Origin of the sequence: Streptomyces sp. NBRC 110028 (assembly GCF_001417735.1) — a bacterium.
Lineage (GTDB): Bacteria > Actinomycetota > Actinomycetes > Streptomycetales > Streptomycetaceae > Streptomyces.
This window is the reverse complement of record NZ_BBUZ01000029.1, coordinates 162,963-184,865: the sequence shown is the minus strand read 5'-3', so window position 1 is coordinate 184,865 and position 21,903 is coordinate 162,963. Positions and strand designations below refer to the sequence as shown.

Here is a 21,903-nt window from a genome sequence, read left to right as displayed (position 1 = left end):
CCACCCGTGGCGGGCGGACAGCGGGTACGGACGCAGCGGAGGCGAAGTGGCACACGGGACCGCACAGGGGACCGGACCGTCCGCGGCGCGGGTCACCAGCCGGGACGTGGCGCGGAGCGCCGGGGTGTCCCAGGCGACCGTCTCCCTCGTGCTCGGCGACAAGTGGCGCGGACGGGTCTCGGAGCGCACCGCGGACGCCGTGCGGGCCGCGGCGCGCGAGCTGGGCTACCGGCCCAACCTGGCGGCGCGCAGCCTGCGGCTGGGCCGCACCCGGACCGTGCTGCTCGTCGTCCCGGCCCTGACCAACGAGTTCTTCGCGCACGTGTACACCGGCGCCGCCCGGGTCGCCGCCGACCACGGCTTCGGCGTGGTCCTCTACCCGTCCCCCGAGGGCGTCGGCCCGGCCCGGGACCCGTTCGACTCGGCGCGGGCCTCGCTGGACGGCGTGATCGCCTCCTCGATGGCCGCCGACGCGCTGGCCGTGGTGCGCGGGGGCGGGCTGCCGCTGGTGATGCTCGACAGCGACCCCGACGACCCGGCCACCGCCGCCACCGTCAACCTGGACATCGGCGACGGCATGCGGCAGGCGGCGGAGCATCTGCTGGGGCTCGGACACCGCCGGATCGTCCATGTGGCGGCGGCGGTGGACTCCTGGACCTTCCGGGTGCGCGCCCGGGCCCTGGCCGGGGCGGTGCGCGCGGTGCCCGGCACCGTGCTGCACACCGAGCGCGCGGCGCTGGGCGTGGAGGAGGGGCGGCAGGCGGCGCTGCGGGCGCTCACCGGCCCGGGGCCCCGGCCCACGGCGCTGATGTGCGACGACGACATTCTCGCGGCGGGCGCGTGCAAGGCCGCCCGGCGGCTGGGGCTGCGGGTGCCGGAGGACGTGTCGGTGACCGGCGTCGACGACCTGGCGCTGGCCACGGCGGTCGAGCCGGAGCTGACCACCGTGACGCTGCCCGCGCAGGCGGTCGGGGCGGAGGGGATGCGCGCGCTGATGGCGGTCCTGGACGGGGAGCCGGCCGGGGACACGACACTGCCCGTGGAGCTGGTCGTACGGGACTCCAGCGCCCCTCCCCCGCCGGGCGGATGAGGCGCTGACGCCCGTCGTGGTGGGCCCCGGTCGGGGCCCACCACGACGGGACGGCGCCGGCGGTGCCTACTCCTCGCTCGCGGAGGACTCCCCGGACTCGCCGGACTCCTCGGAATCGCCGGACTCCGACTCCGTGTCGGCCTCCGCCGCGGCCCCGGAACCCTCCAGGAGACGGGCCAGCTGCCCGCCCAGGACGCGCTTGAACTTCCGGGCCTGAGGCCGCTTGCGGTCCAGGACCGCGACCTCCAGCTGCTCGGCGGTGAGGCTGCGCTCGCCACCGTTGTTGTCCCGGGCCAGCGAGTCGACGGCCAGCTTGAGGGCTTCGGCCAGCGTCATGCCGTCCCGGTGGCGCTGGTCGAGGTAGCTGCTGATCTGGTCGGCGTTGCCACCGACGGCGACCGAGCCGTGCTCGTCCACGATGGATCCGTCGTGCGGCAGCCGGTAGATCTGGTCGTCGGCGGGGCCCTCCCCGACCTCGGCGACGATCAGCTCGACCTCGTACGGCTTCTCGGCGGCGCTGGAGAAGATCGTGCCCAGCGTCTGCGCGTAGACATTGGCCAGGCCACGGGCCGTGACATCGTCGCGGTCATAGGTATAGCCGCGCAGATCGGCGTAGCGGACGCCGCCGATGCGCAGGTTCTCGAATTCGTTGTACTTGCCGACCGCCGCGAAGGCGATCCGGTCGTAGATCTCGCTGACCTTGTGCAGGGCACGGGACGGATTCTCGGCGACGAAGAGGATGCCGTCGGAATACTGCAGCACTACCACGCTGCGGCCACGCGCGATGCCCTTGCGGGCGTATTCCGCGCGGTCGGCCATGGCCTGCTGAGGCGATACATAGAACGGCGTCGTCACCGGCTATCCGTCCCTTTCTGTCATTGGCGAATACATTCCGGGTCAACCGTCCCCTCAGAGCAGGGCGGCGCGCGGGCCGTCCGGCTCCTCGAGCCGACGCTCGTGGATGGCGTGGACGATGTCGGCCACCTCTGCCTCGGTGAACTTCTTGAAACCGTCCTCGGTGATGACCGTGACGATGGGATAAATGCGCCGGGCCAGATCAGGGCCGCCGGTCGCCGAGTCGTCATCCGCCGCGTCGTACAGCGCCTGGATCACGGCGGTGGCGGCCTGCTCCTCGTTCAGGTCCTCGCGGTAGAGCTTCTTGAGCGAACCGCGAGCGAACGTCGAGCCGGAGCCGGTGGCCGCGAAACCGCGCTCCTCAGAACGACCGCCGGTCACGTCGTAGGAGAAGATGCGGCCCTTCCCCCGGTCGACGTCATAACCCGCGAAGAGCGGGACGACGGCCAGCCCCTGCATCGCCATGCCGAGATTGCCGCGAATCATGGTCGACAGCCGGTTGGCCTTGCCCTCCAGGGAGAGGACGGTGCCCTCGACCTTCTCGAAGTGCTCCAGCTCCAGCTGGAAGAGCTTGACCATTTCCACGGCGATACCGGCCGTGCCCGCGATGCCGACGGCCGAGTACTCGTCCGCCGGGAAGACCTTCTCGATGTCGCGCTGCGCGATGACGTTCCCCATGGTCGCGCGGCGGTCACCGGCGAGCGCCACCCCGCCGGCGAACGTCGCCGCCACGATCGTCGTACCATGCGGTGCCTCGATCGCACCCTGCACCGGGGGAAGCGGGCGGTTCCCCGGAAGCAGCTCGGGCTGATGCGCGCCGAGGAAGTCCATGAAGGAGGATGAGCCTGGCGTCAGGAAGGCAGCTGGTAGACGCCCGGTGCTACGAGTGTTGGCTTCCACACGTTTCCTTCCAGATATGCGGCGGCACGCCGTATGGCCTCCGCTCGGTCCTTGAACTGCCCCAATGCCGCATCGCAGCTGAAGCAGAGTACGCCACGGACCCTACCCGTCCCGTGGTCGTGATCCACATGCGCGGCCGGGGCGGCGAGGCATATGCAACAGACACCTTGCTGCTCGGCCACCAGCGCATCCAACTCCGGCGGCGTGAGGCCGTACTTGCGCTTGAAATAGCTGACTCGGTTCCGCTCCGCCCCGCACTCACGGCAATAGCTCGCCCAGCCGTCCGATGAGGACTTGTCGCATCCCCATCCGGAGTGCGGTTTCACCTCTTCGCACTGCGGACACCGCTTGTGTTCCGGCGGGACCGGAACCTTCTCCCGGACCCTCTTCCCCTTGGCCTCCTGGCGTTGCCGGTAGTACTCGGCGGAGCACTCCCGGCAGTACGCCTGGAGACCATCGGACATGGACGTGTTGCTTGCGAAGGCAGTCCGCTGCAGATCCTGCTTGCAACGCGAACAGCGCCTCGCTTTCACATCTTCGTTCACCCCGAGCGATCCTTGATCTCGCCCTGCAATCGAAGGCGAAATCACTCACCACCCTTCTGAACGAAGGACCGCACGAAATCCTCGGCATTCTCTTCGAGCACATCATCGATTTCGTCCAGCACGGAATCGACGTCGTCGGAGAGCTTTTCCTGCCGCTCCTTGAGATCCTCCGCGGCCTGTGCGTCCTGCGCCTGCTCCTCGACCTCCTCGGTCGTGCGCGACGCCTTCTGCTGACCGCCGCCGGTGTCCTTGGTCGCCATGTCCCTCACCCCGCTCGGTTCGCCCGCTGATTCGATCGGTGTCAAGATCAGACCCTACAAGCAGGGTCCGACATCGGCCTCCCACTCGCTACAACGCGTGGAGGCCACCACGATGATTCCCGGTCGGAGCCCATTTCAGCCTCCGGACAGCACCCGGACCAGGTCCTCGGCCGTGCGGCAGCGGTCCAGCAGCTCCTTGACGTGGTTGCGGGTGCCCCGGAGGGGCTCCAGCGTGGGGACCCGTTGCAGGGAGTCACGGCCCGGGAGGTCGAAGATCACCGAGTCCCAGGAGGCCGCCGCCACGTCGTCCGCGTACTGCTCCAGGCAGCGGCCGCGGAAGTAGGCGCGGGTGTCCTCCGGGGGCTTGTTCTGCGCCCGTGCGACATCGGAGTCGTCCAGCAGCCGCTTCATCTTGCCGCGCGCCGCCAGCCGGTTGTAGAGGCCCTTCTCGGGGCGTACGTCGGCGTACTGCAGGTCCACCAGATGGAGCCGGGCGGCGTCCCACTCCAGGCTGTCGCGCCTGCGGTAGCCCTCCAGCAGTTCGCGCTTGGCCACCCAGTCCAGCTCGCCGGACAGCGACATCGGGTCGCGCTCCAGCCGGTTGAGCACGTCCTCCCAGCGGGTCAGCACGTCCCGGGTCTGCTCGTCGGCGTCGGCGCCGAAGCGGTCCTCGACGTACTTGCGGGCCAGCTCGAAGTACTCCATCTGGAGCTGTACGGCGGTCAGCGTGCGGCCGCTGCGCAGCGTGATCAGGCGCCGCAGCGTCGGGTCGTGCGAGACCTGGTGCAGTGTGCGGACCGGCTGGTCGACGGCCAGGTCCACGGCGATGAAGCCGTCCTCGATCATCGACAGCACCAGTGAGGTGGTGCCGAGCTTGAGGTACGTCGACAGCTCGGAGAGGTTGGCGTCGCCGATGATCACATGCAGCCGGCGGTACTTCTCGGCGTCGGCGTGCGGCTCGTCGCGGGTGTTGATGATGGGCCGCTTGAGGGTGGTCTCCAGCCCGACCTCGACCTCGAAGTAGTCGGCCCGCTGACTGATCTGGAAGCCGTGCTCGTGGCCGTCCTGGCCGATGCCGACGCGGCCGGCGCCGGTGACGACCTGGCGGGAGACGAAGAACGGCGTCAGGTGGCGCACGATGTCCGAGAAGGGGGTCTCCCGCTTCATCAGGTAGTTCTCGTGCGTGCCGTAGGACGCGCCCTTGTTGTCGGTGTTGTTCTTGTACAGGTGGATCGGCTGGGCGCCGGGCAGCTCGGCGGCGCGCATCGCGGCCTCGGCCATGATCCGCTCGCCCGCCTTGTCCCACAGCACCGCGTCCCGCGGGTTGGTGACCTCGGGGGCGGAGTACTCCGGGTGCGCGTGGTCGACGTAGAGCCGCGCACCGTTGGTGAGGATGACGTTGGCCAGGCCGATGTCCTCGTCCGTGAGCTGACTGGCGTCCGCGGACTCACGCGCGAGGTCGAAGCCGCGGGCGTCCCGCAGCGGGTTCTCCTCCTCGAAGTCCCAGCGGGCGCGGCGCGCCCGGTGCATCGCCGCCGCGTAGGCGTTGACGACCTGGGACGAGGTGAGCATGGCATTGGCGTTGGGGTGCCCCGGGACGGAGATCCCGTACTCCGTCTCGATTCCCATTACGCGCCGTACGGTCATGCGGCCCTCCTTGCCCGGCGCGGCCCCAGGCCGGGGCCGGCGCTCAAGTACCGCTGCGCTTCCGGTCCGCGACCGGCCCCCGAGCCGCCGCGCCGCGGGATCGCGGCGGTACCGATGAGCCGGTTACGGCTGTGCGGTGCTGCGGAGATCATGACAGTCATTGCTCCGGTGGGGCTCGTAGGACTCATACGATGAATGCCGTCCGAAAAGCGCATCCGGCTGCGGATGCCCCGTCCAGGACATCCGCAGCCGGACAGCGGTGTTACAGGTACTGACCGGTGTTGGCCACCGTGTCGATGGAGCGTCCCGTGTCCGCGCCCTGCTTTCCGGTGACCAGGGTGCGGATGAAGACGATCCGCTCGCCCTTCTTACCGGAGATGCGGGCCCAGTCGTCCGGGTTCGTGGTGTTGGGCAGGTCCTCGTTCTCCTTGAACTCGTCCACGCAGGCGGCGAGCAGGTGGGAGACCCTGAGGCCCTTCTGGTTGTGGTCGAGGAATGCCTTGATGGCCATTTTCTTCGCCCGGTCCACAATGTTCTGGATCATGGCGCCGGAGTTGAAGTCCTTGAAGTAGAGGACTTCCTTGTCGCCATTGGCGTAGGTGACTTCGAGGAAGCGGTTTTCCTCGGATTCCGCGTACATCTGCTCGACGACCGACTGGATCATGCCGGCGACGGCCGCCTTCGCGGAGCCGCTGTGCTCGGCGAGGTCGTCCGTGTGGACCGGCAGTGTATCGGTCAGGTACTTCGAGAAGATGTCCTTGGCGGCCTCGGCGTCCGGACGCTCGATCTTGATCTTCACATCGAGGCGGCCGGGGCGCAGGATGGCCGGGTCGATCATGTCCTCACGGTTGGAGGCGCCGATGACGATGACGTTCTCCAGGCCCTCGACACCGTCGATCTCGGAGAGCAGCTGCGGGACGATGGTGTTCTCCACGTCCGAGCTGACTCCGGAGCCGCGGGTGCGGAACAGGGAGTCCATCTCGTCGAAGAAGACGATGACCGGCGTGCCCTCACTGGCCTTCTCCCGGGCCCGCTGGAAGACCAGCCGGATGTGCCGCTCCGTCTCACCGACGTACTTGTTGAGCAGCTCGGGGCCCTTGATGTTGAGGAAGAAGCTCTTCCCCGCGGGCTTGCCGGTGACCTCGGCGACCTTCTTGGCAAGGGAGTTGGCGACGGCCTTCGCGATCAGCGTCTTGCCGCAGCCGGGCGGGCCGTACAGCAGCACGCCCTTGGGCGGCCGCAGTTCGTGCTCCTTGAACAGGTCGGGGTAGAGGTACGGAAGCTCGACCGCGTCCCGGATCAGCTCGATCTGGTTTCCCAGGCCGCCGATCTTGGTGTAGTCGATGTCCGGGACCTCTTCGAGGACGAGCTCCTCGACCTCGCTCTTCGGCACGACCTCGTAGACGTAGCCGGACCGGGGCTCCAGCAGCAGGGCGTCACCGGGGCGGATGGTGGTTTCCAGCAGCGGCTCGGCGAGCCGCACCACGCGCTCCTCGTCGGTGTGCCCGATCACCAGGGCCCGCTCGCCGTCCTCAAGGACCTCCTTGAGGGTGACGATGTCCCCGGCGCGCTCGAACTCCATGGCCTCGACCACATTGAGCGCCTCGTTGAGCATGACCTCCTGGCCCCGCCTGAGGTCATCGAGCTCGACGCTTGGGCTGACATTCACGCGGAGTTTACGGCCTCCGGTGAAGATGTCGGCCGTGCCGTCCTCGTTCGCCTGCAGAAAGGCACCGAAACCGGCCGGCGGCTGCGCGAGCCGGTCGACCTCCTCCTTGAGGGCCACGATCTGGTCGCGGGCCTCACGGAGGGTGTTCGCGAGCCGCTCGTTCTGTGCGGACACTCCCGCCAGATTGGTCTGCAGCTCGACGATCCGCTCTTCGAGAATCCTCGTGTGACGCGGAGAGTCGGCGAGCTTGCGGCGCAGGACGGCGATTTCCTGCTCGAGATAGGCAACCTGGCCGGCGGGGTCGTCAGACCCGCGCCCCGGCCGGATGCCGCGGTTGATGTCGTCGTCGTGGGCTGCCACGGTCCTCACCTCCTCCAAGGGGAGCTGGACGCTTCCTGACCCTACCTGGGCCGGTGCGGGTTGAAACCCCTAGATCACAAACCCGGTCGGCGTGTGTCCGATCTTCACCCTTGCGCACTCCCTCACGCCAGGTGAATACCCACCCAACAACATCGGAAAGCGAGCGGTTGTATCGTCGACCCGGTCAACACCCGCCAGGGCTGGCGATATTTAGTCAATGTTGAAACGCGTATCGAGGGAACGGCAGGCGACGCACCGTGCGGAACGAGGAGCTCGGCGATCTTGAAGTCTGGATTGACCAGGACCTGTGCACGGGTGATGGGATCTGTGCCCAGTACGCGCCCGAGGTCTTCGAACTCGACATCGACGGTCTAGCCTACGTCAAGAGCGCCGACGACGAGCTTCTGCAGGACAAGGGTGCGACGACCAAGGTGCCGCTGCCGCTGCTCACCGAGGTCGTGGACTCCGCCAAGGAGTGCCCGGGCGACTGCATCCATGTGCGGCGCGCCGCGGACAAGGTCGAGGTGTACGGCCCGGACGCGGAGTAGCGTCCGGGTGCGCGACAGCGCGTGACCGGTCAGACACTCCCCGGTACGGGAAGGGCCTTCAGTACGAACTTGCCGTCCCGCCACTGCCAGTTGACCTTGCGCTGCAGATCGGGACAGCACCGCGGGACGTTCGTGGACGAGTAGCCCAGCAAAGTGGCCGAAACCTTCGTTCCGCGCACGGCGAAATCCTTGACGCTCATCCCCTCCTTCGGATCGACGAAGGTCGCCACGATCCGGGGGGCCGCACCCGCGCGCTCCGGCTGGGCGAGCACGTAGACGCCGCTGGGCGGGTTGCCGGCCGCGGTCTCGCAGCGGACCACGGCGACGGTTTCCGGCTGCCCGTCCCCGTCGAGGTCTCCCGAGGCCCGGTCCACGACGCCGGGCTCGGCCCGGCCGCAGTCCATCGGGTAGTGCGCGGCCCGCGGATCGGGGGCCAGCAGGGCCGGGAGGCCGCCGGCGCGGTGCGCGGAGAGGGTGGCGGGGGCCGGGGTGGCCTTGGCGGCGGGGGGCTGGAAGACCGACGCCCCGGCGACGACGGCGGCCACGGCGGCCGCGGTCGCGATCCAGTGCACCGGACGGGTGCGGGTGTGTGCGAGATCCGGGCCCAGAGACTGCACGCGGGATGACTCCATGACATGGCTGCGGCGGAGGGGATGCTCCGCATCGTGCCACATCTCACACCGGCGCGGCCACCGCCCCGCAGGGGGAAGTCGGTGGCCGCGCCGGGTCGTTGGCGTGACCGGGCGGTCAGCCGGCGTCGGCCGCGGGGGGCTGGCCACCGGACGCGCCCCGCTTGCCCTCCGGGGCGCCGCTGGTGCCGGTGTCCTTCCCGCTGCCGTAGCCGGGGTAGTCGTCGCCGTACGCGCCCTTGGCGGGCCGACGGCGGCGCAGCGGCGGCTCCACGCCGTCCGCGAGCCGGCGGGCGGTGAGCAGGAAGCCGGTGTGGCCGATCATGCGGTGGTCGGGGCGTACCGCCAGGCCCTCCACGTGCCAGGTGCGGACCATGGTCTCCCAGGCGGACGGCTCGTTGAAGGTGCCGTGCTCGCGGATGGACTCCACGGTGCGGGCCAGCTGGGTGGTGGTGGCGACGTAGGCGCACAGGATGCCGCCGGGCACGAGCGCCTTGGACACCGCCTCCAGGCACTCCCAGGGGGCGAGCATGTCCAGGATGACGCGGTCGACGTCGGTGTCGGACAGGTTGTCCTGGAGGTCGCCGACGGTGAGCCGCCAGGCGGGGTGCGGGGCGCCGAAGTAGCGCTCGACGTTCTGGGAGGCGATCTCGGCGAAGTCGGCCCGGCGCTCGTAGGAGTGCAGCATGCCCTGGTCGCCGATGGCCCGCAGCAGGAAGGTGGAGAGCGAGCCGGAGCCGACGCCCGCCTCGACGACGCGTGCGCCGGGGAAGATGTCGGCCATCGCCAGGATCTGCCCCGCGTCCTTGGGGTAGACCACGGCGGCACCGCGTGGCATGGACAGGACATAGTCGGGGAGCAGGGGACGCAGCGCGAGATACGCGACGTTTCCCGTGGTGCGCACGACAGTTCCCTCGGGGGCGCCGATCAGCTCGTCATGGGGGAAGGAACCCTTGTGGGTGTGGAAATTCTTCCCGGCTTCGAGCGTGAACGTGTAGTGGCGTCCCTTGGGGTCGGTGAGCTGGACCTGGTCCCCGACCTGGAAGGGCCCGCGACGGCGGGCGGCACCGGTCGGTTCGGACATGTGAACAGCCTACCGGGGCGGGGAGGCTGTCCGGGACGGCGGGCCCCGGGGCGGCCGCCTCAGGCGGTCGGGGTGCGTGCCATGGCGTTGACGAAGGCGCGCTCGACGTCCGCCGTGGAGAGCACCCCGTAGATCTCGCCCGTCTCCTCCACCACCAGGTACTCCGTCGCCGGGGTGGCGCGCAGGGTGTCCAGCAGTTCCTCGCCGGTCAGCTCGGCGGAGACCCGCATACCGTCCTTGAGGTCCTGGGCGAGGCCGCTGACCGCGACCCAGGGACGCCGGTGCTCCGGGACCCCGACGATGGCCGCCTCCCGCACCACGGCGGTCGGGGCGCCGTGGCCGTCCACCACGACCAGGGCGCGCGCCCCCGCCTCGTTGGCCCGCCGCAGCGCCTCGGACAGCGGGGTGTCGGCGCCGACGGGCACGGCGCGCCGGGTGAGGTTGCGGGCGCGCAGGTCCGGCAGGCGCTCCCGCAGCCGGGCCATGCGCAGGCTGTTGCCCGCGCCGGTCCAGATGATCGCGGCCAGTATGGCGGCGAGCAGCGCGTCGGTGAGCGAGTCGACGCTGCCGAAGTCCTTGGGCTCGCCGCCGAGGCCGCCCGCCTGGGTGAGCAGCGGCAGTCCCACCAGGACGGCGACGGCGAGCGCCCGGCCGGTCCAGGCGGCGGCGACGGTGCCGGCCATGGGCCTGCCGCTGATCTTCCAGACGACGGCGCGCAGCATCCGCCCGCCGTCCAGCGGAAGGCCGGGGAGCAGGTTGAAGGCGGCCACGATGAGGTTGGAGATCATCAGCCCGGCGAGCAGCACCCCGGGCACCGAGTCGGGCTCCACGACCAGCATCCCGAGGTAGAAGACCCCGGAGAGGACCAGGGAGAGCAGCGGGCCGACGAAGGCGAGGACGAACTCCCGGCCCGGGGTCTCGGACTCCTTCTCGATCTCCGAGACGCCGCCGAAGAACTGCAGCTGGATCCGGCGCACCGGCAGCTTGAAGCGCAGGGCGGCCACGGTGTGGGCCAGCTCGTGCACCAGGACGGAGGCGTAGAAGGCGACGGCGAAGAACAGTGACACCAGGTAGCGGGCGGCACCCAGCTCCGGCAGCACCCGCTCCAGCTGGCCGCCGAAGACCCAGGTGATGAGGGCGGCCACCAGGAACCAGCTGGGCGAGACGTAGACGGGTACGCCGAAGGGGCGTCCCATCAGGATGCCGCCGCCCGACTCGGGTGGGCGGCGCGGCTTGTCCGCCTCGGGCTCGGTCGTGCGGTCCGCTCCCCCGTCGCCGGACTGCCGCTGCCCGCTGTTGTCCACGGTGTCCCCTCGTCGGGTGCGTCCGTCGCACCCTGTTTTGATACGGTCCCCACGATCATGCAGTGCGAGGGGCTCGGACGTCGATGGTATGCGTCCGGCTGTCGGTGGCGGGTCGTAGGGTCTTGGCCATGGGAATCACCTCAGGGCAGCCCGAACAGCCGGACGGGGCACCGCAGTCAGGCCGTGCCGCGTCGCTCTCCCCGTCCCGAGCGGCAGACTTCATGCGGTGCCCCTTGCTGTACCGCTTCCGGGTGATCGACAAACTGCCGGAGAAGCCGAGCGCGGCCGCGACCCGGGGCACGGTGGTGCACGCGGTGCTGGAGCGCTTGTTCGACGCGCCCGCCGCCGAGCGCACCGCGCCGCGCGCCCGGGCGATGGTGCCGGGCGAGTGGGAGCGGCTGCTGGCGGCCAAGCCGGAGCTGGCGGAGCTGTTCCGGGGGGAGGACGGCGCGGAGTCCCCGGAGCAGCTGGCCGAGTGGCTGGTGGGGGCCGAGAAGCTGGTGGAGGAGTGGTTCTCGCTGGAGGACCCGACGCGGCTGGAGCCCGCCGAGCGGGAGCTGTTCGTGGAGACCGCGCTGGAGTCGGGGCTGACGCTGCGCGGGATCATCGACCGGGTGGACATCGCGCCGACCGGTGAGGTGCGGATCGTCGACTACAAGACGGGGAAGGCGCCCGGGCCGCGGTACGCGGGCGAGGCGCTGTTCCAGATGAAGTTCTACGCCCTGGTGCTGTGGCGGCTGCGCGGCACGGTGCCGCGCCGGCTGCAGCTGGTCTATCTGGGCAGCGGCGATGTGCTGAGTTACGACCCGGACGAGCGGGATCTGCTCGGCGTGGAGCGCAAGGTGCTGGCCCTGTGGGAGGCGATCCGGCTGGCGACGGAGACGGGGGACTTCCTGCCGCGCCGGACCAAGCTGTGCGGCTGGTGCGATCACCAGGAGCGCTGTCCGGAATTCGGTGGCACTCCCCCGCCGTATCCGCTGCCCGTGATCCCGGCACAGTCCCCGCCCCTGTCCCCCGCTCCCTCCGGGGGCGACGGCTCCGGCAGAATGGACGCGGTCTAGCGAAGGAGATCCCGTGGCGATCCGCGTCCTACTGGTCGATGATCAACCGCTGCTGCGCACCGGCTTCCGGATGATCCTGGAGGCGGAGCAGGATCTGGCGGTCGTCGGCGAGGCGGGGGACGGTCTGCAGGCCCTCGACCAGGTGCGGGCGCTCCAGCCCGACGTGGTGCTGATGGACATCCGGATGCCGCGGATGGACGGGGTGGAGGCGACCCGGCAGATCACCGGCCCCGGGCGGGACGGCCCGGCGAAGGTGCTGGTGCTGACCACCTTCGACCTCGATGAGTACGTGGTGGAGGCGCTGCGCGCCGGGGCCAGCGGCTTTCTGCTGAAGGACGCGCCGGCCACCGAGCTGGTGCAGGCCATCCGGGTGGTGGCGGCGGGCGAGGCGATGCTGGCGCCGAGCATCACGCGCCGGCTGCTCGACAAGTACGCCGGGCACCTGCCGTCGGGTGAGGAGCCGGTTCCGGACACCCTGCACACGCTCACCGAGCGCGAGGTCGAGGTGCTCAAGCTGGTGGCCCGGGGCCTGTCGAACGCGGAGATCGCCGCGGATCTGTTCGTGAGCGAGACGACGGTCAAGACGCATGTGGGTCATGTGCTGACCAAGCTGGGGCTGCGGGACCGGGTGCAGGCCGCGGTCTACGCGTACGAGAGCGGGCTGGTCCGCCCCGGCGCGCAGTAGCCGTCCCGCCCCGGCGCCGGCCGCGCCGTCCCGGCGAGCGCGGTGCACGGAAAGGCGCGCGCCGGGGCGGGACGGGACCGGGGGTCAGTCGGTCGGCGACTTCTTGATCTCCCAGAAGCGGAAGACCGTCGAGGCGTCCAGGGTCCACTGCAGCCCGGAGATGGAGTCCTGGGCCACCGCGTACTGCTTGCCCTGCCACAGCGGCAGCATCGGCACGTCGTCGGCGACCAGGTTCTGGATCTTCTGGAAGTCGCCGACCGTGGCCGCGCGGCTGGGCTGGCCGGCGGTGGCCGGGATGAGCTGCCCGGTGAGCTGCGCCGAGGTGTAGTGGTTGGCCAGGACGTTGCCGGCGCCGAAGAACGGGGCGACGAAGTTGTCCGGGTCCGGGTAGTCGGGCACCCAGCCCTTGACGTAGACGGGGTAGTCGCCCGCGGCCACGCCCTTCTCGTAGGCGGCGGCGTCGGTGCTCTTCACGTCGACGTCGAACAGCCCGCTGGCGTTGAGCTGCTTGGCGATCTCGTGCAGGCCCGGCACGGTGCCGGGGCCGTAGCGGATCGGGGTGCCCCACAGGGTGAGCTTGACCTTGCCGGTGATCCCCTCCTCCCGCAGCGCCTGCTCGGCCTTCTCCGGCTGCGGCCGGTCGCCGTACTTGTCGAAGAAGGCCGTGTTGTGGCCGGTGATCCCGGCCGGGACGACCGAGTACAGCGGCTCGGCGGTGCGCTTGTAGACGTCCCGGACCAGGGTGGAGCGGTCGATGAGGTACGCCATGGCCTTGCGGACGCCCAGCTTCCCGGCCACCGGGTCCTCCATGTTGAAGACCAGGTGCTGGATCTCGGCGCCGGTTCCCTCGACGACGTTCAGGTTCTTGCCGCCGCTGAGGGACTCGGCCTGCAGGTCGGCCAGGTCCTTCATGGCCAGTCCGCGGTAGGCCAGGTCCACGTCGCCGCTTTGGACGGCGTCCTTCAGCTCCTGCTGCCGGCCTTGGAAGAACTTCAGGGTCAGCCCGGTGTTCTGGGCCTTGGCGGGGCCCTTGTAGCCGCCGTTGACCGAGAAGTCCGCCTCCTTCTTGCTGAAGGAGTCCAGCTTGTAGACGCCGGAGCCGGTCGCCTTGTTGTCGGTGCGCAGCTTGTCGGCCGGGTACGCGCTGTGGTCCACGATGGACCCGGCGCCGGAGGCGATCTTCTGCGGGAAGGTGGCGTCCGGGGTCCTCAGGTTGAACACGACGGTCCGCTCGTCCGGGGTCTTGATGTTCCCGATGGTGGAGAGCATCACCGCCGGGCCGTTCTCGTCGTTGATCCGCAGGGTGCGCTCGAACGAGAACTTGACGTCCTCGGAGGTGAGCGGATGCCCGTTGGAGAACGTCAGGTCGTTCCGCAGGGTGCAGCTGAAGACCCGGCTGGAGTTGTCCTTGAAGCCGCACTTCTCCGCCGCCTCCGGCTGCGGGGTGGTGCCGCCCTTGGGGAAGCTCAGCAGCGACTGGAACACGTTATTGAACAACAGCCAGGAGCCCGGGTCGTAGCCGGATGCCGGGTCGGTGGCCAGCACCTCGTCCGACATTCCCATGACGACGTGCTCACCGCTGCCCGCGGCGTCCCCGTCCTCGCTCCCACAGCCGGTGAGAAGGGCGGCGGCGAGTCCCGCACCGAGCGGAGCTGCCAGCCACTGGTCACGTTTCCTCACGGGTGGTTTCCTCACAGTTTCGTCGTCTCGTATCCGGCCCCCGTCTGGCGTCGCGTCAGCTGCCGGCGCCTCGGCCCAGCTCCCATAGCTGCAGCATGGTCGAGGAGTCGAACGCGTATTCGGCCCCAGTGATGTTCTCTCGCGCCGCCACATAGGTGTTCCCCTGCCACAGCGGCAGATAGGGCACATCGTCGGCGATGGTGTTCTGGATGGTCTGGAAGTCTCCGGCCGCGCGGCTGCGCTGGCTCTCCTGCCGGGTGCGCGGGATCAGCTCGTCCTGCACCGTGCTGTCGCGGTAGGGCGAGCCCAGGAAGTTGTCCTTGGTCAGGAACGGCGCGATGTAGTTGTCCGGGTCCGGGAAGTCCGGCAGCCACCCCATGCCGTAGGCGGCGTACGCGTGCTTGGGGAGGTTGGGGCGGAACTCGGTCCAGCGGACGCCCTTGATCCTGACCTTGAACAGGCCGCTGCGGTTGAGCTGGCCCTGCAGCTCCTTGAACTCCCGGGCGGTCTCCGGACCGTAGTGGTCGGTCGTGTACGTCAGGGTCAGCTTCACCGGGGTGCTGATCCCGGCATCGCGCAGGACGCCGCGGGCCGCGTCGGGGTCGGGGTCGCCGTACTCGTTGTAGAACGAGTTGGTGTGCGAGATGACGTTGTTCGGGATCATCGAGTACAGGGGCTCGGCGGTCCGCTTGTAGACGTCGCGCACCAGCGCCTGCCGGTCCACCAGATGGGCGATGGCCCGCCGTACGGCCTTGGCCCTCACCGACGGGTCCTCGGTGTCGAAGACGAGGCAGCGGATGCCCTGGCCGGAGGACTCGAAGAGCCGGACGCCCTTGACCTCGCCCTTGTTGAGCTTGTCGATCTGGCCGGGCGCGAAGCCGCGGTGCACCACGTCGATGTCGCCCTTGGCCAGCGCCTTCTCCATCGCCGAGGCGGATTCGAAGAACCGCAGCTCGACCTTGTCGCTGTCCGGCTTCACATCGCCCCGGTAGTTGGGGTTCCGGGTGAAGAGCACCTTCACCAGCCGGTCGCCCCGGACCTCGGTCTTCGCCTGGTACGGGCCCGAGCCCACGAGGTCGAAGCCCTTGCGCAGCGCGTTCCTCTGATAGACCTCGCTGTCCAGGATGGCCGCGGCCGGGGTGGTGAGCTTGGACGGGAAGGTCGCGTCGGGCGCGCGGAGGTGGATGACGACCTCGCGGGAGGTCGGGGTCTCGACCTTGTCCACGTTCGAGAGCAGGGAGACCGGGCCGTTGCGGTCCTTGATGCGCAGCATGCGGTCGAAGGAGAACTTGACGTCCTCGGAGGTGAGCCGGTGGCCGTTGGAGAACGTGAGGCCGCTGCGCAGGGTGCAGCGGTACTGCTCGCTCTGCCGATCCTGGAAGCCGCACTTCTGCGCGGCGTCGGGTATCGGCTCGGTGCCCGAGCGGGGCAGCCGCATCAGCGTCTGGAAGCTGTTGTGCAGGACGCTCCAGGAGGCGAAGTCGTAGGCCTGGGCGGGGTCCAGCGGGGCGGGCGCCGCCTTCGATGCCTCGATCCGGTCGGTGCTCCCCAGGACGATGGCGCCGTCCTCAGAGCCCGAGCCGCCGGATCCACCACATGCGGTGAGCACTGACGTCAGTAGGCCCGCCGCGGTCGGCAGCGCGAGCGACTTGCGCTTCATTGTCGGGAGTCTCCCTGCGATCGATCAACCACTCGCGACGAGATTAGTCCGAGGCGCCAGCCATGCTCAGACACAACGAAGTTGAGGCGATATCACGCACCGATAACGGGCGTGAGCCGACCGATATCCGAACACGGTCGCGTATCGTGCGGCATGTCGCCAATCCGGACACAAGGGTTCACCCAAATCGCACCAGACGGGACGCGCAGCAGATACCCACCCCACCTGTCGACGGCATATGCAGTGATAAACATCACGTCCGAAATGCCGTCGCCGCCGCACAAAAACGGGGAGCGCGTTATTCATTCTGCAATTTACAGAAATACGCTCAGTGCGCGATCAGTGCAGTGCTGTGACCAGCGAGCGCAGAAATGGAAGATCGACTTCTTCCAGCGACGCGACGACCGAACGGCCCGCCGCGGGCTCGATCGGTACGACGGAGGGCACCGCCACCACCCGGCACCCGGCCGCCTCGGCGGCCCGTACCCCGGTCGCCGTGTCCTCGATGACCACGCACCGCGCCGGATCGGCGGCCAGCCCCGCGGCGGCGAACAGATACGGGTCGGGGTGCGGCTTGGTGCGGCTGATCTCGTCTCCCGCGACCGTCAGCGCGAAGTTCTCGGATCCGATGGACCGCAGCAGCCGGTCCATCACCCGCCGGTGCGAGGCGGAGACCAGGGCGGTCGGCACCTCGTGCGCGGCCAGCTCGGTGAGCAGCCGGCGCGCACCGGGCAGCATGGGCACCGTCCCGTCGAGCAGCTCGGTGAAACGGCTGTTCAGCAGGCCGGACAGCTCCGCGAGCGCGATGTCGGCGCCGGTGGCCTCGATGAGGAACGAGGCGCTGCGGGCCATCGGGCCGCCGACCACCACCTCGCGGTACTCCTCGGCGAGGGCGTGGCCCAGCTCGGCGAAGATGGACACTTCCGCGTCCCACCAGATGTCCTCGGTGTCCACCAGAGTGCCGTCCATGTCGAGCAGGACCGCCTGCAGGGCGGAGCCCTCGGCGAAACGGGTGTCGACGGCGGGGATGCTGCTGGTCATCCAAACACCTCCGGATAAGGGGCACGAAGGCCGGCCCCCTTCCGCTGCGGGAAGACGACCGGCCTCTACCGGATCGACCAGTGTACGACGCGGGGCGTCGCGGCGCCCCCTGTCGGGCGCCCACCGGTTACCGGGCGTTGAAGTACTTGGCCTCCGGGTGATGGATGACGATCGCGTCCGTCGACTGCTCGGGGTGCAGCTGGAACTCCTCGGAGAGCTTCACCCCGATCCGCTCCGGCTCCAGCAGATCGGCGATCTTCGCCCGGTCCTCCAGGTCGGGGCAGGCCCCGTAGCCGAGCGAGAAGCGCGCGCCGCGGTACTTCAGCGCGAACATGTCCTCGATGTCGCCGGGGTCCTCACCGGCGAAGCCCAGCTCGGACCGGACGCGTGCGTGCCAGTACTCCGCCAGCGCCTCGGCGAGCTGCACGGACAGCCCGTGCAGCTCCAGGTAGTCGCGGTAGGAGTCGGCGGCGAACAGCTCGGCGGTCGCCTCGCCGATCTTCGAGCCGACGGTGACCACCTGGAGCCCGACCACATCGGTCTCGCCGGACTCCTCGGGCCGGAAGAAGTCCGCCAGGCACAGGCGGCGGCCCCGGCGCTGGCGCGGGAAGGTGAAGCGGGTCCGCTCGCTGCCGTCGTCGTTGAGCAGAACGAGGTCGTCGCCCTTGGAGACGCAGGGGAAGTAGCCGTAGACCACGGCGGCCTCCAGCAGGTTCTCCGTACGGAGCTTGTCCAGCCAGCCGCGCAGCCGCGGGCGGCCCTCGGACTCCACCAGCTCCGCGTAGCTCGGCCCGTCGCCCGTGCGGGCCTCCTTGAGCCCCCACTGGCCCTTGAACAGCGCGCCCTCGTCCAGCCAGGAGGCGTAGTCGACCTGCTGGATGCCCTTGACGACGCGGGTGCCCCAGAAGGGCGGGGTGGGCACCGGGTTGTCGGTGGCCACGTCCGAGCGCGCGGGGCCCTCCGGCTCCGGGTCGCTGAACGCCGTGTCCCGCTTGGGCACGCGGCGCTGCTTGAGCGCGGGCAGCTCCGCGCCGGGGACGCCGCGCTTGACGGCGATGAGGGCGTCCATCAGGCGCAGGCCCTCGAAGGCGTCGCGGGCGTAGCGGACCTCGCCCTCGTAGATCTCGTGGAGGTCCTGCTCGACGTAGGCGCGGGTGAGGGCGGCGCCGCCGAGGATGACGGGGTAGTCGGCGGCCAGGCTGCGCTGGTTCAGCTCCTCCAGGTTCTCCTTCATGATCACCGTGGACTTCACCAGCAGCCCTGACATGCCGATGACGTCGGCGCGGTGCTCCTGGGCGGCGTCCAGGATCGCGGAGACCGGCTGCTTGATGCCGAGGTTGACGACGTTGTAGCCGTTGTTGGAGAGGATGATGTCGACGAGGTTCTTGCCGATGTCGTGGACGTCGCCGCGGACGGTGGCGAGCACGATGGTGCCCTTGCCCTCGTCGTCGGACTTCTCCATGTGCGGCTCCAGATGGGCCACCGCGGTCTTCATCACCTCGGCTGACTGGAGCACGAACGGCAGCTGCATCTGGCCGGAGCCGAACAGCTCGCCGACGACCTTCATGCCCTCCAGCAGCGTCTCGTTGACGATGTCCAGGGCGGGCCGCTCGGCGAGGGCTTCGTCGAGGTCGGCCTCCAGGCCGTTGCGCTCGCCGTCGATGATGCGCCGCTGGAGGCGCTCGTCCAGCGGCAGGGCGGCCAGTTCCTCGGCCTTGCCCGCCTTGAGGGACTTCGCGGTGGCGCCCTCGAACAGCGCCATCAGCTTCTGCAGCGGGTCGTACCCCTCGGCGCGCCGGTCGTAGATCAGGTCCAGGGCCGTGGTGACCTGCTCCTCGTCGAACCGCGCGATCGGCAGGATCTTGCTCGCGTGCACGATCGCCGAGTCCAGTCCGGCCTTGACGCACTCGTCCAGGAAGACGGAGTTGAGGAGGATGCGGGCGGCCGGGTTGAGGCCGAAGGAGATGTTCGACAGCCCCAGCGTGGTCTGCACAGCGGGGTGACGGCGCTTCAGCTCGCGGATCGCCTCGATGGTGTTGACGCCGTCCTTGCGGGACTCCTCCTGACCGGTGCAGATGGTGAAGGTCAGGCAGTCGATGAGGATGTCGGACTCGTGGATGCCCCAGTTGCCGGTCAGGTCGGCGATGATCCGCTCGGCGATCTCCACCTTGTGCTCGGCGGTGCGGGCCTGGCCCTCCTCGTCGATGGTCAGCGCGATCAGCGCGGCGCCGTGTTCCCGGGCGAGCCGGGTGACCCTGGCGAAGCGGGACTCGGGGCCGTCGCCGTCCTCGTAGTTGACCGAGTTGATGACCGCGCGGCCGCCCAGCTTCTCCAGTCCGGCCTGGATGACGTCCACCTCGGTGGAGTCCAGCACGATGGGCAGGGTGGAGGCGGTGGCGAAGCGGCCGGCCAGCTCGCGCATGTCGGCGGCGCCGTCGCGGCCGACGTAGTCCACGCACAGGTCGAGCAGATGGGCGCCCTCGCGGATCTGCTCACGGGCGATCTCCACGCAGTCGTCCCAGCGGCCCTCCAGCATGGCCTCGCGGAACTTCTTCGACCCGTTGGCGTTCGTCCGCTCGCCGATGGCCAGGTACGAGGTGTCCTGGCGGAAGGGCACCGTCTGGTACAGCGAGGCGGCGCCGGGCTCGGGGCGCGGGTCGCGCGCGGTCGGGGTCAGGTCGCGGACCCGCTCGACGACCTGGCGCAGATGCTCGGGCGTGGTGCCGCAGCAGCCGCCGACCAGGGACATCCCGTACTCGCGGACGAAGGTCTCCTGGGCGTCGGCCAGCTCGCCCGGGGTGAGCGGGTAGTGGGCGCCGTCCTTGCCGAGCACCGGCAGGCCCGCGTTCGGCATGCACGACAGCGGCACGCGCGCGTGGCGGGCGAGGTAGCGCAGGTGCTCGCTCATCTCGGCCGGGCCGGTGGCGCAGTTCAGGCCGATCATGTCGATGCCCAGCGGCTCCAGCGCGGTCAGCGCCGCGCCGATCTCGGAGCCCAGCAGCATGGTGCCGGTGGTCTCGACGGTGACCGAGCAGATGATGGGCAGGTTGCTGCCGGTGGCGTCCAGGGCGCGGCGGGCGCCGAGGACCGCGGCCTTGGTCTGCAGCAGGTCCTGGGTGGTCTCGACCAGGAGGGCGTCCGCACCACCGGCGATCATGCCTTCGGCGTTCCGCTGGTAGGCGTCGCGCAGCGTGGTGTACGGGGCGTGGCCGAGGGTGGGGAGCTTGGTGCCGGGGCCCATCGAGCCGAGCACCCAGCGGGGGCGCCCGTCGGCGGCGAACTCGTCGGCCACCTCGCGGGCGATCCGGACGCCCGCCTCGGACAGCTCGTAGACCCGTTCGGGGATGTCGTACTCGCCCAGCGCCGCGTGGTTGGCGCCGAAGGTGTTCGTCTCGACGCAGTCCACGCCCACCTCGAAGTACGCCTCGTGGACCGAGCGGACGATGTCGGGGCGGGTGACGTTCAGGATCTCGTTGCAGCCCTCGAGCTGCTGGAAGTCGTCGAGGCTGGGGTCCTGCGCCTGGAGCATCGTGCCCATCGCGCCGTCGGCGACCACCACGCGGGAGGCAAGTGCCTCGCGGAGGGCGTCGACTCGGGCGGCGGATGCGGACGATGACGTGTGCGAGGCCATGGATGTGCTCCCTGGAGTGCGACGGCTGTCGGCTTTGCGCCCTCACTCGGGGAGGACGCACCAGGCCAGCCTAGCTGCCGGGCGCAAGGGGCAGGTGTCCGTCCCAGCAGCCGGACGAACATCCTCCGGCCGGCCGTCGCGGACTGGTGATCGTCGACGTTTGGCTCCATGTACCGCGAAGTCGGCATGGACCGATAGTGTTCAGCATTGTCGAACCGCAGTCAGGAGGTTGGCGATGGCACGGAACATCCAGTCGTTGGAGCGGGCTGCCGCGATGCTACGCCTGCTCGCCGGGGGCGAGCGCCGGCTGGGACTGTCCGACATCGCCTCCACCCTCGGTCTCGCCAAGGGGACCGCCCACGGAATCCTGCGCACCCTCCAGCAGGAGGGGTTCGTCGAACAGGACGAGAACTCGGGCCGCTATCAGCTGGGCGCCGAGCTGCTGCGGCTGGGCAACAGCTATCTGGACGTCCACGAGCTGCGCGCCCGGGCCCTGGTGTGGACGGACGACCTGGCGCGCTCCAGCGGCGAGAGCGTCTACCTCGGCGTGCTGCACCAGCAGGGCGTGCTCATCGTCCACCATGTCTTCCGGCCGGACGACAGCCGTCAGGTGCTGGAGGTCGGTGCCATGCAGCCGCTGCACTCCACCGCCCTGGGCAAGGTGCTGTCGGCGTACGACCCGGTGGCGCACAGCGAGGCGGTCGAGGGCGACCGGAAGCCGTTCACCCCGCGCACGGTGACCGAGGCGGAGGCGTTCGAGGGCGTTCTGGCGCTCACCCGGGCGCGCGGCTGGGGCTCGGACGTGGAGGAGACCTGGGAGGGCGTCGCCTCGGTCGCGGCCCCGGTGCACGACCGGCGGCGGCTGCCGGTGGGGGCGGTGGGGATCGCGGGCGCGGTGGAGCGGGTGTGCGCGGACGGGGAGCTGCGCTCCGACCTGATCGCCGCCGTACGGGACTGCGCGCGGGCGGTCTCCCGCGACCTGGGCGCCGGCCGCTTCTGAGCCCGGCGCCTCCCCCGGCCCTCCCCTGTCCGGCGTAGACCCGCTCCGACCTGGACCGGGAGTCCTGACCAGGACCTTTGGCCAGGTCGATGGTCATTCATCACGGTTTCACATCCTCCGTAGTTTTCCTCCACACGACCCTTGACGGGGTCTTCGCCGTGAAGAAAACTGCCGTTCATCGGTCGGCATTGTCGAACACCTGACGACAATATTCGCTATGGTGGACTCGCCGCGGGCCGACCAACGCCCTCCCA

At 69.8% G+C, this 21,903-nt stretch carries 18 protein-coding genes; 5 read left to right on the top strand and 13 right to left on the bottom strand.

The genetic code is table 11. From position 1 onward, the window contains the following. Window positions 1-46 precede the first annotated feature (46 nt). Window positions 47-1,090 (top strand): LacI family DNA-binding transcriptional regulator, encoded by a 1,044-nt coding sequence (locus tag ASC60_RS21470; protein ID WP_055553403.1) that lies wholly within the window; start codon window positions 47-49, stop codon window positions 1,088-1,090. A gap of 66 nt (window positions 1,091-1,156) precedes the next feature. On the opposite strand, the gene prcA is transcribed toward ASC60_RS21470, so the two are convergent. The 6 genes from prcA to arc all read right to left on the bottom strand — a co-directional run bounded on the left by prcA (window position 1,157) and on the right by arc (window position 7,326). Then, entirely contained in the window at window positions 1,157-1,945 is a 789-nt protein-coding gene (gene prcA, locus ASC60_RS21465; RefSeq protein WP_079038526.1) for a proteasome subunit alpha, read from the bottom strand. Window positions 1,946-1,999: 54 nt separating this feature from the next. Continuing rightward, the gene (prcB, locus tag ASC60_RS21460) at window positions 2,000-2,845 is read right to left on the bottom strand and encodes a proteasome subunit beta (RefSeq protein ID WP_055553400.1); all 846 of its coding nucleotides are present in this window, start codon (window positions 2,843-2,845) and stop codon (window positions 2,000-2,002) included. Then, window positions 2,797-3,390, bottom strand: coding sequence for an endonuclease VII domain-containing protein (locus tag ASC60_RS39465; RefSeq protein WP_234357053.1), 594 nt, complete (start codon window positions 3,388-3,390; stop codon window positions 2,797-2,799). Before ASC60_RS39465 ends, prcB begins: the two co-directional genes overlap by 49 nt. A 41-nt stretch (window positions 3,391-3,431) precedes the next feature. Continuing rightward, a complete protein-coding gene (locus tag ASC60_RS21455) occupies window positions 3,432-3,650 on the bottom strand; it encodes a ubiquitin-like protein Pup (protein WP_055553398.1) in 219 nt (72 codons plus the stop codon). Window positions 3,651-3,785: 135 nt separating this feature from the next. Then, window positions 3,786-5,297, bottom strand: coding sequence for a depupylase/deamidase Dop (gene dop / locus ASC60_RS21450; RefSeq protein ID WP_079038525.1), 1,512 nt, complete (start codon window positions 5,295-5,297; stop codon window positions 3,786-3,788). 262 nt (window positions 5,298-5,559) lie between these two features. Further along, window positions 5,560-7,326 carry a proteasome ATPase gene (gene arc, locus ASC60_RS21445; protein WP_055553583.1) on the bottom strand — a complete coding sequence of 589 codons (1,767 nt, stop codon included), beginning with the start codon at window positions 7,324-7,326 and terminating at the stop codon, window positions 5,560-5,562. 257 nt (window positions 7,327-7,583) lie between these two features. Between arc and ASC60_RS21440 the strand changes: the two genes are divergently transcribed. After that, on the top strand, window positions 7,584-7,874 hold the full coding sequence (locus tag ASC60_RS21440; protein WP_055553393.1) for a ferredoxin: 291 nt from the start codon (window positions 7,584-7,586) through the stop codon (window positions 7,872-7,874). Window positions 7,875-7,903: 29 nt separating this feature from the next. Here the strand turns inward: ASC60_RS21440 and ASC60_RS21435 are convergent, their stop codons facing one another. The 3 genes from ASC60_RS21435 to ASC60_RS21425 form a co-directional block, all read right to left on the bottom strand. Beyond that, a complete protein-coding gene (locus ASC60_RS21435) occupies window positions 7,904-8,506 on the bottom strand; it encodes a hypothetical protein (protein ID WP_055553392.1) in 603 nt (200 codons plus the stop codon). Between the two features lie 115 nt (window positions 8,507-8,621). Further along, window positions 8,622-9,587 (bottom strand): tRNA (adenine-N1)-methyltransferase, encoded by a 966-nt coding sequence (locus tag ASC60_RS21430; protein WP_055553390.1) that lies wholly within the window; start codon window positions 9,585-9,587, stop codon window positions 8,622-8,624. A 59-nt stretch (window positions 9,588-9,646) separates the two neighbouring features. After that, on the bottom strand, window positions 9,647-10,891 hold the full coding sequence (locus tag ASC60_RS21425; protein WP_055553388.1) for a site-2 protease family protein: 1,245 nt from the start codon (window positions 10,889-10,891) through the stop codon (window positions 9,647-9,649). A gap of 128 nt (window positions 10,892-11,019) precedes the next feature. Between ASC60_RS21425 and ASC60_RS21420 the strand changes: the two genes are divergently transcribed. Together ASC60_RS21420 and ASC60_RS21415 are read left to right on the top strand one after the other, a co-directional pair. Continuing rightward, complete coding sequence (locus ASC60_RS21420) at window positions 11,020-11,952, top strand: PD-(D/E)XK nuclease family protein (protein ID WP_234357052.1); 933 nt, start codon at window positions 11,020-11,022, stop codon at window positions 11,950-11,952. Between the two features lie 13 nt (window positions 11,953-11,965). Then, window positions 11,966-12,637, top strand: coding sequence for a response regulator transcription factor (locus ASC60_RS21415; protein ID WP_009719179.1), 672 nt, complete (start codon window positions 11,966-11,968; stop codon window positions 12,635-12,637). Between the two features lie 84 nt (window positions 12,638-12,721). On the opposite strand, the gene ASC60_RS21410 is transcribed toward ASC60_RS21415, so the two are convergent. The 4 genes from ASC60_RS21410 to metH all read right to left on the bottom strand — a co-directional run bounded on the left by ASC60_RS21410 (window position 12,722) and on the right by metH (window position 20,649). Then, the gene (locus tag ASC60_RS21410; protein WP_055553384.1) at window positions 12,722-14,317 is read right to left on the bottom strand and encodes an ABC transporter substrate-binding protein; all 1,596 of its coding nucleotides are present in this window, start codon (window positions 14,315-14,317) and stop codon (window positions 12,722-12,724) included. Between the two features lie 55 nt (window positions 14,318-14,372). Continuing rightward, window positions 14,373-15,977, bottom strand: a complete 1,605-nt coding sequence (locus ASC60_RS21405) for an ABC transporter substrate-binding protein (RefSeq protein ID WP_055553382.1) — start codon at window positions 15,975-15,977, stop codon at window positions 14,373-14,375. A 339-nt stretch (window positions 15,978-16,316) separates the two neighbouring features. Beyond that, entirely contained in the window at window positions 16,317-17,018 is a 702-nt protein-coding gene (locus ASC60_RS21400) for an HAD family phosphatase (RefSeq protein ID WP_055553380.1), read from the bottom strand. A 127-nt stretch (window positions 17,019-17,145) separates the two neighbouring features. Continuing rightward, window positions 17,146-20,649: a methionine synthase gene (metH, locus tag ASC60_RS21395; protein WP_055553379.1), complete on the bottom strand. Its 3,504-nt coding sequence runs from the start codon at window positions 20,647-20,649 to the stop codon at window positions 17,146-17,148. A 235-nt stretch (window positions 20,650-20,884) separates the two neighbouring features. Between metH and ASC60_RS21390 the strand changes: the two genes are divergently transcribed. Then, entirely contained in the window at window positions 20,885-21,649 is a 765-nt protein-coding gene (locus tag ASC60_RS21390; RefSeq protein ID WP_055553377.1) for an IclR family transcriptional regulator, read from the top strand. The last annotated feature ends 254 nt before the right edge of the window (window positions 21,650-21,903 follow it).

What these genes read in the sequence shown, in the direction of transcription:
- ASC60_RS21455 (WP_055553398.1), bottom strand. Translation starts at nt 3,650, where the DNA reads ATGGCGACCAAGGACACCGGCGGCGGTCAGCAGAAGGCGTCGCGCACG.
- ASC60_RS21390 (WP_055553377.1), top strand. Translation starts at nt 20,885, where the DNA reads ATGGCACGGAACATCCAGTCGTTGGAGCGGGCTGCCGCGATGCTACGC.
- ASC60_RS21420 (WP_234357052.1), top strand. Translation starts at nt 11,020, where the DNA reads ATGGGAATCACCTCAGGGCAGCCCGAACAGCCGGACGGGGCACCGCAG.
- ASC60_RS21435 (WP_055553392.1), bottom strand. Translation starts at nt 8,506, where the DNA reads ATGGAGTCATCCCGCGTGCAGTCTCTGGGCCCGGATCTCGCACACACC.
- ASC60_RS21400 (WP_055553380.1), bottom strand. Translation starts at nt 17,018, where the DNA reads ATGACCAGCAGCATCCCCGCCGTCGACACCCGTTTCGCCGAGGGCTCC.
- dop (WP_079038525.1), bottom strand. Translation starts at nt 5,297, where the DNA reads ATGACCGTACGGCGCGTAATGGGAATCGAGACGGAGTACGGGATCTCC.
- ASC60_RS21430 (WP_055553390.1), bottom strand. Translation starts at nt 9,587, where the DNA reads ATGTCCGAACCGACCGGTGCCGCCCGCCGTCGCGGGCCCTTCCAGGTC.
- ASC60_RS21405 (WP_055553382.1), bottom strand. Translation starts at nt 15,977, where the DNA reads ATGAAGCGCAAGTCGCTCGCGCTGCCGACCGCGGCGGGCCTACTGACG.
- metH (WP_055553379.1), bottom strand. Translation starts at nt 20,649, where the DNA reads ATGGCCTCGCACACGTCATCGTCCGCATCCGCCGCCCGAGTCGACGCC.